The following is a 14,136-nucleotide window of genomic DNA, read 5'->3' as shown; positions in this document are numbered from 1 at the left end:
AAGTCGTGGTTATCTTTTCCTATGACTTATGGGTGAAAATGACCAAGTCTATGACTTGAGTGTATGCTTGTTTTCTATCACAAAAACAAACAAGCGCATGATACGCCTTTTTTTAAAAAATAAAAGCTTTTTTTGCCAAATTGCCAAACTTTTTTGTAACAAGGCGGATTTTAACAATCATCACACGCTTGCCATATTTACTTACGCTTTTTAGCGATTGACACAGATGATTTTATAGAAATTTTATGGCAATTTCGTTACAATAGCCAATTTAATTGACACACCAGTACAATGACCATCACCGACCCACTTCGCAACACCAAAATCCCCACCACTGACCCACAAGCAGGGCTAAAGCTCACCGAGATTTTTTATTCGCTACAAGGTGAAGCATTGGCCTCAGGATTGCCGACGATTTTTATCCGACTGACAGGCTGTCCGCTCCGCTGTACTTATTGTGATACCACTTATTCATTTACAGGCGGTGAGCGTTTTAGCTTAGATGAGATTATTGATCATATCAGTCAATATCCGTGCAAGCGAGTCTGCGTGACTGGTGGTGAGCCTCTGGCACAGCCCAATGCCATCGCTTTGATGGATAGATTATTAAGCTTGGGTTATGAAATCTCGCTTGAGACCGCAGGAGCATTATCTGTCAAGGATGTCCCTACTGCCGTCTCAAAAGTGATGGATCTAAAGACACCTTCATCCGGTGAGATGAATAAAAATCTGTGGAAGAATTTGGATTATCTCACTCATCACGACCAACTCAAAATCGTCATCGCCGACCGTGCGGACTATGACTGGGCGGTGGCACAGCTACACGCTTATGAGCTTGACAAAAAAGTCGGTACGGTATGGTTCTCGCCAATGTTTGATGTCCACACCGCTCACAAGGGCGAAGTGCCAAATATGGCAACACAACTAGCCGAATGGATACTGGCTGATGGCTTGCCGGTGCGTTTTGGGCTTCAGTTACACAAAATCATCTGGGCAGACGCCAAAGGTAAATAATCAGCAAACAAGGATGTCGTAATGCTAAAGCTTATCCTAATCGGTGTGGTCGCAGGGGCATTTTTTAGTGCGACTTTTGTGCTCAATGAGCTGATGGCAAGCCAAGGTGGTCATTGGTTCTGGTCGGCATCCATGCGCTATGTGTTTATGTGGCTACTGCTGTCCGTGATGATTGCCATCAAAAGTGGTGTGGGTACGCTTGTCGGCCTGTGCCGTTTATTTGGCGAGCATTATAAATTTTGGTGCATCGCAGGCGGTATTGGCTTTGGGTTATTTTATGCACCGCTATGCTTTGGTGCGGATCATGCACCTGGTTGGGTGATCGCAGCGACTTTTCAGTTTACGACAGTGGCAAGCCTGATCGTGCTTGCACTCTTTGGCGAGACGATCAATAAAAAAGTGATCGCCACCAGCGTGCTGATCTTTGCTGGGGTGGTGCTGACCAATATCGGTGAAGGTTTACATGGCGGTACGACAGGTTCGCTGACGACTTTGCTACTGCTTGGTGCATTGCCTTGCTTAGTGGCGGGATTTTGTTTCCCGATTGGCAATCAACTGGTTTGGTATGCCACTCGTCCACCATCAACGCATCCTTTGTTATCCAAAGTACCGCATTTGACCAGCGAGCTAATGGCTAGCCCTTTGCATAAAGTATGGCTATTATCGGTGGGCTCGCTACCGTTTTGGCTCGTGCTTGGACTCATTGCCCAGCCACCGATGCTTGGCGTGTCGCAGGCGTTCAATTCGCTGTTGGTCGCCTTATTTGCCGGTGTCATCGCCACATCGCTGTTTTTATTCGCCCGCTCTAAGGCAAGCAATAGCGGTCAAATCGCAGGAGTGGATGCCACTCAAGCCACCGAAGTGATTTTCTCATTGATTGGTGGTGTGCTACTGCTTGGTACGCCGATGCCGTCAGTGATGAGCTGGATTGGCATTGTAATGGTGAGCGTTGGGATTGTGTTATTTTGTCGGATACAAAGTTAGATGAATTTACCGTTTAGCCCTGAACAAATGATCTATCTGCTCGACATGGTCGGCATCATCGCCTGTGCCATCGCTGGGACGACGCTTGCTTTGTACAAGCGATTTGATTTGTTCGGCTGTATCTTGGTGTCGATGGTCAATGCCATCGGTGGCGGGACGCTCCGAGATGTGATGCTGGATCGCCATCCGCTGTTTTGGATGACGGATTTAAGCTATGTCGTAGTGATTACGCTAACATCCATCCTAGGGCAGATGTTCTTTCATCGTCATCAGCGGATTGATGGGATACTCAAGCTATTTGATGCGATTGGTCTTGCGGCGTTTAGCGTGATTGGGCTGACGGTGGCATTATCCTTTGATGCGCATCCGATTATCGCCATCTTGATGGCGGTGATGACGAGCATCGCAGGGGGTATCATGCGTGATATGATTTGTAACGAAATCCCCCTAGTGCTCCAAAAAGAAATCTACATCTCAGCAAGTATCGCAGGCTCGGTGCTATATCTGATACTGCTGCACTTTGGTGTCGCTGACTGGGTGCGTGAGACGGTGGCGCTAATGACCATCTTTGGCATACGGATGCTGGCGGTGAAGTTTGATTGGCATTTGCCATCGATACAGTTGAGACGGTAACGGGTTTATTTTTAATCGCCACAACAAGCCATTTTCTACAAAATGGCTTGTTGTTTAACCCATCACCCTGCGATGCCATCTATTCTCGGCTGCATAAGCATCCGCCCAAAGCCAATCACAAACAGCACAAAGCACATCACCCACAGTAGCTGCGAGTAGCTGAGCACTTGTAAATAATCATCCACCATCATCGGCAAAAACACACGCACCAGTACGCACAGTATCATCAGCCCAAACATCAGCGCAGTCAGCTTGGGCGGTGCATGGATATTACGCCCAGTATGTCCAAGACTTACCCGAGCCATCATCGCCACCGTCGTCATACCGATGGCAGTCAGCGCCAGCGAATGCACAGCAAGGCTTAGACTGTATGCTGTCCATGGTAGCCATGCAAGTAGCAGTAGTGACACCACCAAGCCCCAAAACGACAGATACAGCGACCACAAGAGCGGCTTTTGCCAAATACCCTGATGATACCAGCCAATCAATCGCCACGCATTGACCCCTGCACACACAAGCGCACTCACCGTCAAAAGTACAGGCTGCGATAACAAAGTACCAATCGCCACACCGATAAAGCTGATTAGGCTAATTCTATCTCGCCAAAGCGCATTAGGCAGTGCCACCTGCTCGCCTGTAGGCTTGCCATCACGGCCGACCATCACGCCTTTTTCGATAAAAAACGGCAACACCCGACGCCCAATCGTCAGCACCACGCCGACGATGAGAAACAGAGCAACATACAGCGACACGCTCATCCACGCCTGCTCATTACTCATCATGCCAACACCAAAGCCAAGCTGACACAGTAGCAGTAGCACAAGCTTGGCTACGATACCTGCTTGGCGCTTTTGACGAGCCAGCCACACCGCACGAGTCACCACAAAAGTCGTCAGCACCCAAAACAGCACATCGCACAGCCAAGCCATCACAAGCCCCACATCGCTACCTATGATGCCCGCACCAAGCCACAACACTCGTGCGATGAGCCACGGCACAAAAATCCCAAACAATCGCCAGCCCACAGGCATCGGCACACTCGTCCATGCCTTGACCGCTGTCAATAAAAACCCAGCAATCACCGCACAACCATAGCCAAACAGCATCTCATGCCCATGCCAAAAGATAGGGTTTAGCACCGCCAAAAACTGCACCTGCCCAATGAGCAACAAATGCCACGCCACCATCGTGATGATGGCAAAGACGGACGCACTTAGAAAAAATATCCGAAAGCCGAGATTAAGCACAGGATGTGGGGATTTTTGTGGTTTGGCGATATTAATTAGCATGGCTTAACCTTATTTGTATGTTTAATGATTATGATGACAAGCTTACACCCTGCGACTAGCGATAATCTCGTGCACCAAAAATCGCCGTGCCGACACGTACCATCGTCGCCCCCTGCGCCACCGCATCCGTCATATCATGGCTCATCCCCATACTTAGACTGTCCCAGTGTGGTAGCTCAAACTGCGCTGCCATCGCATCAAATAACGCCTTAGTACGGACAAAGGCATCACTACCCGCCTTATCAGGAATGACCATCAGCCCACGCAGGCGCAAATTCTCATAATCCATCATCGCACGGATAAGTGACGGTAACTCATCAGGCAGACAGCCAGACTTACTGTCTTCATCATCGATATTGACTTGGATAAGTACATTCAAGGGTGGTAATCCTGCTCGCTGTTCATTCAGTCGCTTGGCGATGACATCTCGCTCGATGGTGTGCACCCAATCAAAATATTTGGCAATATCACGAGTTTTGTTACGCTGAATGCTACCGATATAGTGCCAAGTGATGGGCAAATCTTTGAGCATATCGATTTTACCAAGTGCTTCTTGTAAGTAATTCTCGCCAAAATCTTGTTGCCCAATCGCCACCAAATCAGCAATCATAGTAGCAGGCTTGGTCTTGGACACTGCAATCAATCCACAAGGGCTAGCTGCGCGATTAGCAAGTACATTTGCGGTATCTAGTGCAGATTTGACAGCTTGATAATGATTAAGTAATTCATTTTTATCATAATTTTGAACATCTTGTGATGACATAGCACACCTATCGTTTGGCTGTTTTTATGATAAATATTGTAGCATAATTTGCTGATGGCTTGTGTATTTTGCCAAGTTTTGCTTTAATAAGCACATCTAATTTTAGCGATAATAAAATGACACCGAATTTGACCGACCTACTCAGCTTTGCACACGCAAAAGGCGCATCCGATTTGCACCTATCAGCACATCAGCCGGTGATGGCTCGTATTGATGGGCAGATGATACCACTTCAGCTACCCACACTCAGCCATCAGACGGTGCTTGAGATGATGCGCTCGGTGATGAGTGCTGATGAGTATCAGACTTGGCAAGCCCAAAAAGAGCTGGATTTTGGCATACAGACGGCTGTGGCTCGCTTTCGGGTGAATGCGTTTTTTGGGCAAATGGGTGCAGGAGTGGTGTTTCGTGTCATTCCATCATCCGTGCCAAGCCTTGATGCGCTTGGGATTGCGCCGCTCATCACGCCGATTGCCAATCAGCATACAGGACTTGTGCTTGTCACAGGGGCAACAGGCTCGGGCAAATCAACCACGCTGTCCGCCATCATCAACCACATCAATCACACTCGCCAAGCGCACATCATCACCATCGAAGATCCGATTGAGTTTATCCACACATCCAGCGCATCGCTCATCACTCAGCGTCAAGTTGGACGAGATACGCACAGCTTTGAGCAAGCATTGCGAGCGAGCCTGCGTGAAGATCCTGATGTGATTTTGGTGGGTGAAATGCGTGATTTGACGACCATTCGCCTAGCGCTCACCGCAGCAGAGACAGGGCATTTGGTGCTTGCCACACTACACACCACGAGCGCCGTCAAAAGCATTGATCGCATTGTCGATGTCTTTGATGCCGCCGAAAAATCACTGATTCGCACCATGCTTGCCGACTCGCTCACCGCCGTCATCGCTCAGCGGCTGCTACCTGCCACAGGTGGCGGTCGTGTGCCTGCATTTGAGATTTTGACACACACGCCTGCGGTTGCCAATTTGATTCGTGAAAATAAACCATCACAACTACAATCAGTGATCCAAACTTCGCAAGCACACGGCATGATTAGCCTTGATCAGTCGCTCAAAGCACTACTCGCACAAGGCAAAATCAGCATCGATACCGCTCGTGAGCACGCAAGCGACAGCGCTTTGTTTTGATGCTTTGTTTTGGCAAATTTAACTTGATTGCATAAACAAAAAAGCTTGGCAATGAACGCACTGCCAAGCTTTTATAAAGGCTTTTTATGTTGCCAATTTTACTGATTTGGTTTATCAGCTACCGATTAGCTGTTGCTTAATACTGCTTAGCTTTCGGCGGTTTTTTGACATTCGCTACTGTCGCACACACCATACAGCACCAGCGAATGACCCGACAGCTTAAAGCCGTTCTCTTCAGCCACTTTAAATTGTTCAGCTTCAATGACTTCGTTATGAAACTCAACAATCTTGCCACAAACATCACACACCAGATGGTCATGATGCTCATCTTGGACAATCTCAAATACCGATAGATTATTCTCAAAATTATGACGCTCAACGATACCCGCTTGCTCAAACTGCGTCAGCACACGATACACCGTCGCCAAGCCCACATCTTCGCCCTGCTCTGCCAAAGCACGATAGACATCTTCGGCGCTCATGTGGTGATGTTCGGCATTTTCAAGCAGTTCAAGAATTTTGATGCGTGGTAGCGTTACCTTCAGTCCTGCTTTGCGCAAATCTTTATTTGTAAAAGCCATAATCAACCCTTAAAAATCTCAAAATATAACAATGTATAGATAAGCCATAATTTACCACAAAAAACGCAATGTTGCACCTTTAAATCGTAACTGCAAGCAAAACATCACGATGAGTTTTACCAAATCATGGATAAGTCTTATAAAAATGTAAAATCAACGCCCAAACTTGCCAAATTTACTTGCATAATCGATGCGTTATGTTTAATATGGTCTGATTAACCGTTTATCCATGGGAGCAACCATGCAAACCACAAAAAAATCAACGCTTTTAAAATTTGCCAGCATCGGATTGGTGGCGACGCTTGCTTTGACAGGCTGTAATGTGTTTCGTGTTTATACCATCGATTTGCCACAAGGTACGCCACTGTCTCAAGCGCAGGCGGATAAGGTGCAAATCGGCATGAACGCCAACCAAGTCCTGTATCTACTTGGCTCGCCGTCGATGCGTGATACGCTTGCGCCAAACCGCTGGGACTATCTGTATGACTACACCGCAGGCACTGATGGCAAAAGAAAGAAAAAACCGAATGTCAAAGATGCCAGCCAATATCTAAGCATTTATTTTGATAATCAAGGTCGTGTCGTGCGTATCGATGGCAAAGACAGCCTGCCTGCGACTCGTCATTGATTTGATATGTATAAAAAGTCCGCCCTAGAGCGGATTTTTTTATAGCGGTTTATAGCCAAGTTTTTTGAGTGTGATTTTGGATTTGGATTTGCGTTTTGCCATCGGATCAATGGTCAAGGCTCGATAAATCTCTACCCGATCGCCGTCTGTCAGCACAGTATCTAGGCGCACTTTTTGGCTATAGATGCCGACATACCATGCCTTGTGATTGGGCTCATCAGCTTGATGCTCATCACACCATGCGCCAAACCATGCAAGCGTATCTTGCGTGTCACAGTCGCTCATACCGATCGCTTGCATGACAGTTGTACCCACAGGCACTGACAGCTCTTGATAATACTGCTTGCCATCAGCACTCACATGACTGATGGCAATCTCAATCATGCTAGCCATTCAAGCACCAATCCTACCACCGCTACCGCAATGGCAATCGGCACAATGATACGCACCAGCACACGCCACAGGTTATAACGCATCTCGCTATTGAAATTCAGTGTCTTTCTTAGATGGCTAATTTTCATCACAAAGCCTGAAAACACCGACAGCAGCAGCACTGCCACTAGACTTAGCGCAATCAGCGCCATCAATAACGCCTGCACAGGTACAACGCTCAAAGCCAAAGTCAGCACCAAAGTCGCCACTAAGCCAAGTACCATACCAAAGCGTGCCATCAACTGCATCCCTGCATAATACAGCATAAATGATGCAATCAACAGCATACCCAGACTTGTCACAATAAACGATGGCACGGTCACCAAAGCATTGCCGGCAAGCAGTGCAAACGCCCCAAAAATCAGCTGAGTAAGCCAAATAGGCACAATAAAGCCTGTCAAAGATTTTTTGGCCTGCATCAGATGCGGTGCAATACTCATCCCACCAAACCAGTACAGACCGCTACCCACGCCAACGCACAGCAGTGCCAGCACCACCGCCTTTGCCCATTCACCAAGGCTGATATCCGTCATCACAGGCACACTCACCGAGCTGTCAAGCAGAGCAATCATTGAGCCTGCGATGACAAGTAGCATCCCCACAGGTAGCAGACGAGCCTTGAGCAAGCTTAAAATCAGTGCCACCACCGACACGCCTGCCGCCACACCAAAGCTTGGTACGCCAATAGTGCGACTCATCTCACCAAACTGCGACATCGCACCTGCTGCAATACGTGCGCTGATGCTTGATGCAATCAAAATCGCCACCAACACAGACAGCACCGCAAAGCCACGCCAAACAAGGCTAGCATCTGCTTCACGGGTCAGCTTTTGCATCCCTTGCCAAGGCGTCTGCCCCGAACGAGCCGACAACGCAAATTCAGCAAATAGCACAGGCAGACCGACAACCACCATGGCAATGAACCACAGTACCCAAAAGTCCAACTCTCTGGCCATGTTTGGGGCGATTTGACCGACAAACAACAGTGGCAAACTGCTCGCCACAAAAAAGACCATATAACGATGTAGCATAGTTTTCACCATGAGTAAAAGTTTGTGCTATTTTAGCATTAAATTTGGTCAAGATGTGCAATTGTTCACACTGCCATCTTAAGCCTTGTCAATTTAAACCCTGTCAATCTTGGCACACACCAAACTTACCAAGACCGTTTTTACCACCCTGCCATCAACAAAAAAACCCCAAACGGGGCTTTTTTGGTGCAAAACACAGATTAGTGCAATGCTGAAATGTATTCTGATAGGATTTTGATATCACGATCAGACAGCTTTGAAGCAACAACTTGCATCATGCCTTTTTCGCCTTTTTTGGCAGCGTCGTTGGTACGCACTTCCATATCGGTAGCTACTTCGTCTTCACGACCAGCAGCACGGAATAGTTTTAGCTGAGTTGCGATATACGTTGCGTGCTGACCGCCTAGACGTGGGAATGCAGCAAAGGCATTGCCTGCACCTTTTGGATCATGACAGCCTGCACATGGAATCACGCCACGAGTCTTGTCACCACCTAGATATAGCTTGGTTGCAGCGGCAACGGTTGCTTTGTTACCATAGCCCGGCATCCAAGGTGCTTGGTTGGCATAGTAGCCTGCAACGTTGGCAAGATCTTGCTGAGTCAGGCCTGCCAATTGCGCTTCCATCACACCGTTACGACGTGCTTTGGTCTTAAAATCCACCAATTGCTTATAGAGATATTTGATGTTTTGACCGCCAAGGTTTGGCTGGGCAGGGGCAACGCTCACGCCATTGACACCATGACAGGCAGCACAGTTGGCATCAACGATGGCTTTACCTGCTTCGATGTCATAGGCAGGTACAGGATAAGAAACAGCATTGGCTGACAGACCTGTCAAACCGATACCCATCGCTAGGGCAAATTTGGCTAAAGTTACTTTTTTTGCAGGTTTCATATGACAATTTCCTACTAACTTGGCTAAGTCTTGGGTTTTGTTCGATGCTTGAATGACGGTGTCAATTCAGCGCATATTTATGTTCTACAGCCACTTGATTGGGCATAATCCTAAAAACTTCTGCTATTATAGCAAGAGTTGGCTAAATTTTCCTACAAAAATTGTGGTTTTAGTAACATTTTTTTCAAAAAAGTGAATTTTTGGCTAAAAATCGGGGATAAATCGCTGAATTTTGTTCAAAAATTAATCCACTTAACCGCACTTGACCCGCTTTATGTTACCAAGCCACCGCCACTCAGTCGCTCATTTATTTGCTCATATAGTCAATCAACTCGGCAAATTCTTTGTCGCTACACGTCTGACACAGACCCATCGCAGGCATCTGTGGCATCCCTTGACGAGTGGATTTGACCAAGCCGTCCATGCCTTTTTGGGTTTTGAGTTTTTGCCAAACTTGCGTGTCGCCTTTTTTTGGCGCAGACAGATTGCCACTGTCATGACAAGCGGCACAGCTTTTTTGGTAAGTACTGGCAACATCGGCTGATGCCTGAGCACCAACACCCACAGCCACGCACAGTAATGTTGCCATTAGGCTTAATTGTTTCACTAAGTTTTCCTTATGCATCAGATGATGACACTGGTTGGATACCAAAACTTATCACATCTTTTAGCCTTTTATTATCAGCATTTTTCTTGTAATTACAAGCCTAATTTGGTAACTGCTTTTTTGAATGATTGTCATTATTATTAAGCACAATGTGCCGATATCGCAACTTTGCCAAACTTTGCCTTTAAAGATGACGCCCTTCGTGGTAAACTTAGCCCAAAATCCTATCAACATTGAACTCATGAACAGCACCGACTATTTAAAAAAAATTCACCAAACCAGTTTTTTGATGTCCGCACCGACTTTCAAGCTCTGCCCCGAAGACAGTGGCTTTGAAGTGGCATTCGCTGGCCGCTCAAATGCTGGCAAGTCATCCGCCATCAACACCATCACCCACCAAAAACAGCTCGCCCGCTCATCCAAGACGCCGGGGCGTACGCAGATGATTAACTTTTTTAAGGTGGGCGCAGATGAAGCTCGTATCGTCGATTTGCCAGGTTATGGCTATGCCGCCGTGCCTGAGAGTATGAAAATCAAGTGGCAAAAAGAGCTAGAAGAATATCTGGTCTCACGCAAATCATTGGTTGGGCTTGTGTTGATGACCGATATTCGCCATCCGCTTAAGTACTTTGATGAGCAGATGCTCCACTGGGCAAAAGATGGCGGCCTGCCTGTGCACGTGCTATTGACCAAGTCAGATAAGCTAAAGCGTGGTGCTCAAAAAACCGCCCTACTTGCCACCAAAAAACAGCTACAAGCACTGGATTTGCCATTTAGCATTCAGCTGTTTTCGGCACTCAAAAAAGAAGGCATGGATGAGCTTGCACTTGTACTTGGCGAATGGCTACATTTAGCCCAGATTGATAATAAAGCCAAAGCTGATGATGCCACTTCATCAAATGACAACGCTGATACCAGTACACAAACAGACGCTCCATCAGACACTGATGCAACTGACACTCAAGCGGTGACTACCGATGAATAAAGGCGTGCTATACATCGTCGCCACACCGATTGGCAATCTGTCTGACATCACCGCTCGTGCCATCGATACGCTCAAAAGCGTCGATATCATCGCCTGCGAAGATACTCGCACATCAGCTAAATTGTTAAATTATTTTAACATAAACACCCCGACAATCGCCTATCATGAGCACAATGCCGACAGCCAAACCGAGCGATTGATTGACAAACTGCTCGGCGGGCAATCGCTTGCACTCATCAGCGATGCAGGCACGCCACTGGTGTCTGACCCCGGTTTTCGCCTAGTCAAGGCGGCGCATGAGCATGGCATCACGGTCGTGCCGATTGTCGGTGCGTGTGCGATGATTGGGGCATTGTCAGCGGCAGGCTTGGCATCGGATAAGTTTAGCTTTATTGGGTTTTTGCCAGCCAAAAGTCATGGCAGACAAAAGACGCTAGAAGCATGGCAAAATCGTACTGAGACGCTGATTTTTTATGAAGCGCCACATCGTATTATCGACAGTCTTGCTGATATGATGGCGGTATTTGGTGCACATCGTGAAGCAACGCTTTGCCGTGAATTAACCAAAACTTTTGAAACCATCAAAAAACTGCCACTTGGCGAGTTGCTTGACTTTGTCAAAAATGATGCCAATCAACAAAAAGGTGAAATCGTACTCGTCGTGGCAGGTGCTGACGACACCGAGCAAGAAGTCCAAGACTATGACACATGGCTACTACGCATCGCCCAAGAGCTACCGCCCAAAAAAGCCGCCGCTGTCGTTGCTGATGTCTTGGGACTTAAAAAATCTGCCGTCTATGACAGACTGCTTGCCCTACAAAGTGCATGATATATAATTTAAACTTAATGGTATAAACACAGGAGAATAGCAATGAGCCTAAAAGATACACTCACCGAAGCGGTCAAAACCGCCATGAAAGCCCGTGAAATGGACACCGTCAAAGTCCTACGCAATGTCCAAGCTGCGCTCAAAAAAATCGAAATTGACAGCCAAATTGAGCTTGATGACAAAGCGGTGCTTGAGCAACTACAAAAGCAAATCAAACAGCGTCAAGAGTCATTGACCATCTATCAAGCCAATGGCCGTGAAGACTTGGCGCAAAAAGAACAGTTTGAAATCACCATCATCGAGCAGTTCCTACCAGCACAGCTATCTGATGATGAGCTAACCGCCATCATCACCGCAACCATCAGCGAAACTGGTGCAGCTGGCATGAAGGACATGGGCAAAGTGATGAATGCCGTCAAAGAAAAAACCGTCGGTCAAGCTGACCCTGCGGTAATTTCAGGCTTGGTCAAAAAAGCACTAGCAGGTTAATCAATTTTTATCAAAATTGAACAAAACCCACAAAAACAAAAAGTGGCGATATCAATTGTCACTTTTTGTTTGTCTGATGCTTTTGGATAACTTTTTAAATATTTTTATCAGTTAATCAAATATGTTTTGAATTTTATAGACATACTTTGTTCATTAACAGCTAATAGCTAAGGTTTAAACTCCTGCGCATCCACAATGGCTTCTTTATCTTTTTTGAGCATGGTTAGTATCATCTTGGTGCGTTCTTGCTCGCCTGCTAGCCGTTCAGCTTGGGCAATGGACTGCAAGGCCGCTTGATATTGCCCCTGCCACAGTGCTTCTTGGCTACGCGCTCTGAGCGCATTGATGGTGGCGATGGTCTTGGCGATGTCATCTTGGGCACTTCTTGCCATCAGCTCATAGGCTTGGGCGGCGTATTGCCACGCCACTAGGTCATTTGAACCATCTTGGGTGAGTAGCGAGAGTAGGCTATTTGCCTTTTGACCATCGCCATGATGGATATGATAATTGGCAAGCACCAAGCGTAAATCTCGGCGCTCGGGATAGATAGCTTGGCATGGCGTGAGTATCTCGATGGCGCTTTGATAGTCTTTTTTGGCAAATGACAGGTGCGATTTGGTCAAGCACACAAGCGTATCAGCGGTGTCAAACGCTACGCCATCAAAGACTTGCTTGGCTTCGTCATGTCGCTGACGGTCTGCCAAATAAGTCGCTAAAGCAAGCTTTGCGCCATCACTTTGGGCGGCGTTGGCGACAAGCTCGGTATGCGATGTTTGATTAGTGAGATATTTGATACGCCACACCCAGCGGTCAAATAGCTTGGCTTGGGTTTGCTTGGCGCTCATCATAGGTGCAGGATGGCTGGCTGCTCGGGCATTGGCTTCGCTGAGCCGTTCGGCGGTGAAGGGATGCGACTGCATAAAGCTTGGCATAAAGGCATTTTTTGCTTGATTGATGTTCAGCTGTCTTTGTAATCGCCCAAAAAATCTTGGCATCGCATAGGCATCATAGCCTGCCTGCACCAAGATTTGCATACCGACACGATCAGCTTCTTTTTCGTGCTCACGGCTGTGCGTGGCGGCATTTTCGGCGGTTGCTGTCTGTGAGCCTGCCATCGCAAGCAGTGCTGCGTCACCCCCTGCTGCCGATGCAGCAATCGCCGCCAACAGACCACCCAGCTGTAGTGCCATGAGTCGCTTATTATTCTCCATGCGGTGCTCATAGTGCTTTTGGCTGATATGCGCAATCTCATGCGCGATGACGCTCGCCACTTCATCTAGTCCCTGAGCGGATAATATCGTTCCTGTATTCATACCAATCAAGCCACCCGGCACAGCAAAGGCATTGATATTCTTATCCATAATCAATGGCGTGGCATACAGCTGACGAGTACGCACGACGGCATTCATCTCGCCAGATAGCTGCATCAGCACCTGATTGACCCATGGATCGGTGACGAGCGGTAGCTCACGGTTGATTTGGCGTAATGACCAAGCGGCAATCTGCTCATTGCGATGCACTTCATAAAACCCTGCGCCCTGCGTCATGGCAGGTAGCACCAATGGCGATGGCTGTGATGGATTGGCATAAGTCAACGCAGGTTTTAGCCCCATCGATACGGCTAGTGCAACAACACCATAGGTAACTTTTGTGCATTGAATTGATTTTCGCATTTAAATTGCTCACTCATTATCAACTTAATATTTCTACATTTATTCATTATGACGAATACTTCCATCGAATTTCGGCAATTTTTGTTAAATCTATTGACATTAACGTTACATTTTGTCAATATAAGTTGTTGCCAAGTCATTTTTAGCA

The 14,136-nt window shown here is 47.2% G+C and carries 16 protein-coding genes; 8 read left to right on the top strand and 8 right to left on the bottom strand.

Annotation, left to right across the window (positions count from 1 at the left end):
* The first annotated feature begins 291 nt into the window (after positions 1 to 291).
* Genes queE through B0680_RS07390 form a run of 3 tightly spaced genes read left to right on the top strand, consistent with a single transcriptional unit; the run spans position 292 to position 2,631 of the window.
* Complete coding sequence (queE, locus tag B0680_RS07400) at positions 292 to 1,014, top strand: 7-carboxy-7-deazaguanine synthase QueE (RefSeq protein ID WP_078254460.1); 723 nt, start codon at positions 292 to 294, stop codon at positions 1,012 to 1,014.
* Positions 1,015 to 1,035: 21 nt separating this feature from the next.
* Positions 1,036 to 1,998 (top strand): multidrug resistance efflux transporter family protein, encoded by a 963-nt coding sequence (locus tag B0680_RS07395; protein ID WP_078254459.1) that lies wholly within the window; start codon positions 1,036 to 1,038, stop codon positions 1,996 to 1,998.
* Positions 1,999 to 2,631, top strand: a complete 633-nt coding sequence (locus B0680_RS07390; protein WP_078254458.1) for a trimeric intracellular cation channel family protein — start codon at positions 1,999 to 2,001, stop codon at positions 2,629 to 2,631. It begins immediately after the preceding gene.
* 62 nt (positions 2,632 to 2,693) lie between these two features.
* Here B0680_RS07390 and B0680_RS07385 read toward each other — a convergent pair whose 3' ends face one another.
* Both B0680_RS07385 and B0680_RS07380 read right to left on the bottom strand, forming a co-directional pair.
* Entirely contained in the window at positions 2,694 to 3,920 is a 1,227-nt protein-coding gene (locus tag B0680_RS07385) for an NnrS family protein (protein ID WP_078254457.1), read from the bottom strand.
* 55 nt (positions 3,921 to 3,975) lie between these two features.
* Positions 3,976 to 4,683, bottom strand: coding sequence for a YggS family pyridoxal phosphate-dependent enzyme (locus tag B0680_RS07380; protein WP_078254456.1), 708 nt, complete (start codon positions 4,681 to 4,683; stop codon positions 3,976 to 3,978).
* 116 nt (positions 4,684 to 4,799) lie between these two features.
* Here B0680_RS07380 and B0680_RS07375 point away from each other — a divergent pair, with 116 nt between their 5' ends.
* On the top strand, positions 4,800 to 5,837 hold the full coding sequence (locus B0680_RS07375; RefSeq protein WP_078254455.1) for a type IV pilus twitching motility protein PilT: 1,038 nt from the start codon (positions 4,800 to 4,802) through the stop codon (positions 5,835 to 5,837).
* Positions 5,838 to 5,983: 146 nt separating this feature from the next.
* Here B0680_RS07375 and fur read toward each other — a convergent pair whose 3' ends face one another.
* Positions 5,984 to 6,418 carry a ferric iron uptake transcriptional regulator gene (gene fur, locus B0680_RS07370; protein ID WP_078254454.1) on the bottom strand — a complete coding sequence of 145 codons (435 nt, stop codon included), beginning with the start codon at positions 6,416 to 6,418 and terminating at the stop codon, positions 5,984 to 5,986.
* A 241-nt stretch (positions 6,419 to 6,659) separates the two neighbouring features.
* Between fur and B0680_RS07365 the strand changes: the two genes are divergently transcribed.
* Positions 6,660 to 7,046, top strand: a complete 387-nt coding sequence (locus tag B0680_RS07365; RefSeq protein WP_078254453.1) for an outer membrane protein assembly factor BamE — start codon at positions 6,660 to 6,662, stop codon at positions 7,044 to 7,046.
* Between the two features lie 39 nt (positions 7,047 to 7,085).
* On the opposite strand, the gene B0680_RS07360 is transcribed toward B0680_RS07365, so the two are convergent.
* The 4 genes from B0680_RS07360 to B0680_RS07345 form a co-directional block, all read right to left on the bottom strand.
* Positions 7,086 to 7,439 carry an RnfH family protein gene (locus B0680_RS07360; RefSeq protein WP_078254452.1) on the bottom strand — a complete coding sequence of 118 codons (354 nt, stop codon included), beginning with the start codon at positions 7,437 to 7,439 and terminating at the stop codon, positions 7,086 to 7,088.
* On the bottom strand, positions 7,427 to 8,509 hold the full coding sequence (locus tag B0680_RS07355; RefSeq protein WP_078254451.1) for a hypothetical protein: 1,083 nt from the start codon (positions 8,507 to 8,509) through the stop codon (positions 7,427 to 7,429). Before B0680_RS07355 ends, B0680_RS07360 begins: the two co-directional genes overlap by 13 nt.
* 200 nt (positions 8,510 to 8,709) lie before the next feature.
* Complete coding sequence (locus B0680_RS07350) at positions 8,710 to 9,405, bottom strand: c-type cytochrome (protein WP_078254450.1); 696 nt, start codon at positions 9,403 to 9,405, stop codon at positions 8,710 to 8,712.
* A 307-nt stretch (positions 9,406 to 9,712) separates the two neighbouring features.
* Positions 9,713 to 10,012: a c-type cytochrome gene (locus tag B0680_RS07345; protein ID WP_228143770.1), complete on the bottom strand. Its 300-nt coding sequence runs from the start codon at positions 10,010 to 10,012 to the stop codon at positions 9,713 to 9,715.
* Between the two features lie 241 nt (positions 10,013 to 10,253).
* Here B0680_RS07345 and yihA point away from each other — a divergent pair, with 241 nt between their 5' ends.
* From yihA to B0680_RS07325, 3 genes are read left to right on the top strand one after another with little or no spacing between them, the layout of a single operon-like run.
* Positions 10,254 to 10,997 (top strand): ribosome biogenesis GTP-binding protein YihA/YsxC, encoded by a 744-nt coding sequence (gene yihA / locus B0680_RS07335; RefSeq protein ID WP_228143769.1) that lies wholly within the window; start codon positions 10,254 to 10,256, stop codon positions 10,995 to 10,997.
* A complete protein-coding gene (gene rsmI / locus B0680_RS07330) occupies positions 10,990 to 11,826 on the top strand; it encodes a 16S rRNA (cytidine(1402)-2'-O)-methyltransferase (RefSeq protein ID WP_078254447.1) in 837 nt (278 codons plus the stop codon). Before yihA ends, rsmI begins: the two co-directional genes overlap by 8 nt.
* Before the next feature lie 42 nt (positions 11,827 to 11,868).
* Entirely contained in the window at positions 11,869 to 12,315 is a 447-nt protein-coding gene (locus B0680_RS07325; protein ID WP_078254446.1) for a GatB/YqeY domain-containing protein, read from the top strand.
* A gap of 167 nt (positions 12,316 to 12,482) precedes the next feature.
* On the opposite strand, the gene B0680_RS07320 is transcribed toward B0680_RS07325, so the two are convergent.
* A complete protein-coding gene (locus B0680_RS07320) occupies positions 12,483 to 13,988 on the bottom strand; it encodes a M48 family metalloprotease (protein WP_078254445.1) in 1,506 nt (501 codons plus the stop codon).
* Positions 13,989 to 14,136 lie beyond the last annotated feature (148 nt).

It is taken from the genome of Moraxella pluranimalium, from assembly GCF_002014825.1.
GTDB classification, from domain to species: domain Bacteria; phylum Pseudomonadota; class Gammaproteobacteria; order Pseudomonadales; family Moraxellaceae; genus Moraxella; species Moraxella pluranimalium.
This window is presented reverse-complemented; position numbering and strand designations above follow the sequence as displayed.

Excerpts from the sequence above, each read along its gene's own strand:
- queE (WP_078254460.1), top strand. The coding sequence starts at position 292 with ATGACCATCACCGACCCACTTCGCAACACCAAAATCCCCACCACTGAC.
- B0680_RS07395 (WP_078254459.1), top strand. The coding sequence starts at position 1,036 with ATGCTAAAGCTTATCCTAATCGGTGTGGTCGCAGGGGCATTTTTTAGT.
- B0680_RS07390 (WP_078254458.1), top strand. The coding sequence starts at position 1,999 with ATGAATTTACCGTTTAGCCCTGAACAAATGATCTATCTGCTCGACATG.
- B0680_RS07385 (WP_078254457.1), bottom strand. The coding sequence starts at position 3,920 with ATGCTAATTAATATCGCCAAACCACAAAAATCCCCACATCCTGTGCTT.
- B0680_RS07380 (WP_078254456.1), bottom strand. The coding sequence starts at position 4,683 with ATGTCATCACAAGATGTTCAAAATTATGATAAAAATGAATTACTTAAT.
- B0680_RS07375 (WP_078254455.1), top strand. The coding sequence starts at position 4,800 with ATGACACCGAATTTGACCGACCTACTCAGCTTTGCACACGCAAAAGGC.
- fur (WP_078254454.1), bottom strand. The coding sequence starts at position 6,418 with ATGGCTTTTACAAATAAAGATTTGCGCAAAGCAGGACTGAAGGTAACG.
- B0680_RS07365 (WP_078254453.1), top strand. The coding sequence starts at position 6,660 with ATGCAAACCACAAAAAAATCAACGCTTTTAAAATTTGCCAGCATCGGA.
- B0680_RS07360 (WP_078254452.1), bottom strand. The coding sequence starts at position 7,439 with ATGGCTAGCATGATTGAGATTGCCATCAGTCATGTGAGTGCTGATGGC.
- B0680_RS07355 (WP_078254451.1), bottom strand. The coding sequence starts at position 8,509 with ATGCTACATCGTTATATGGTCTTTTTTGTGGCGAGCAGTTTGCCACTG.
- B0680_RS07350 (WP_078254450.1), bottom strand. The coding sequence starts at position 9,405 with ATGAAACCTGCAAAAAAAGTAACTTTAGCCAAATTTGCCCTAGCGATG.
- yihA (WP_228143769.1), top strand. The coding sequence starts at position 10,254 with ATGAACAGCACCGACTATTTAAAAAAAATTCACCAAACCAGTTTTTTG.
- rsmI (WP_078254447.1), top strand. The coding sequence starts at position 10,990 with ATGAATAAAGGCGTGCTATACATCGTCGCCACACCGATTGGCAATCTG.
- B0680_RS07325 (WP_078254446.1), top strand. The coding sequence starts at position 11,869 with ATGAGCCTAAAAGATACACTCACCGAAGCGGTCAAAACCGCCATGAAA.
- B0680_RS07320 (WP_078254445.1), bottom strand. The coding sequence starts at position 13,988 with ATGCGAAAATCAATTCAATGCACAAAAGTTACCTATGGTGTTGTTGCA.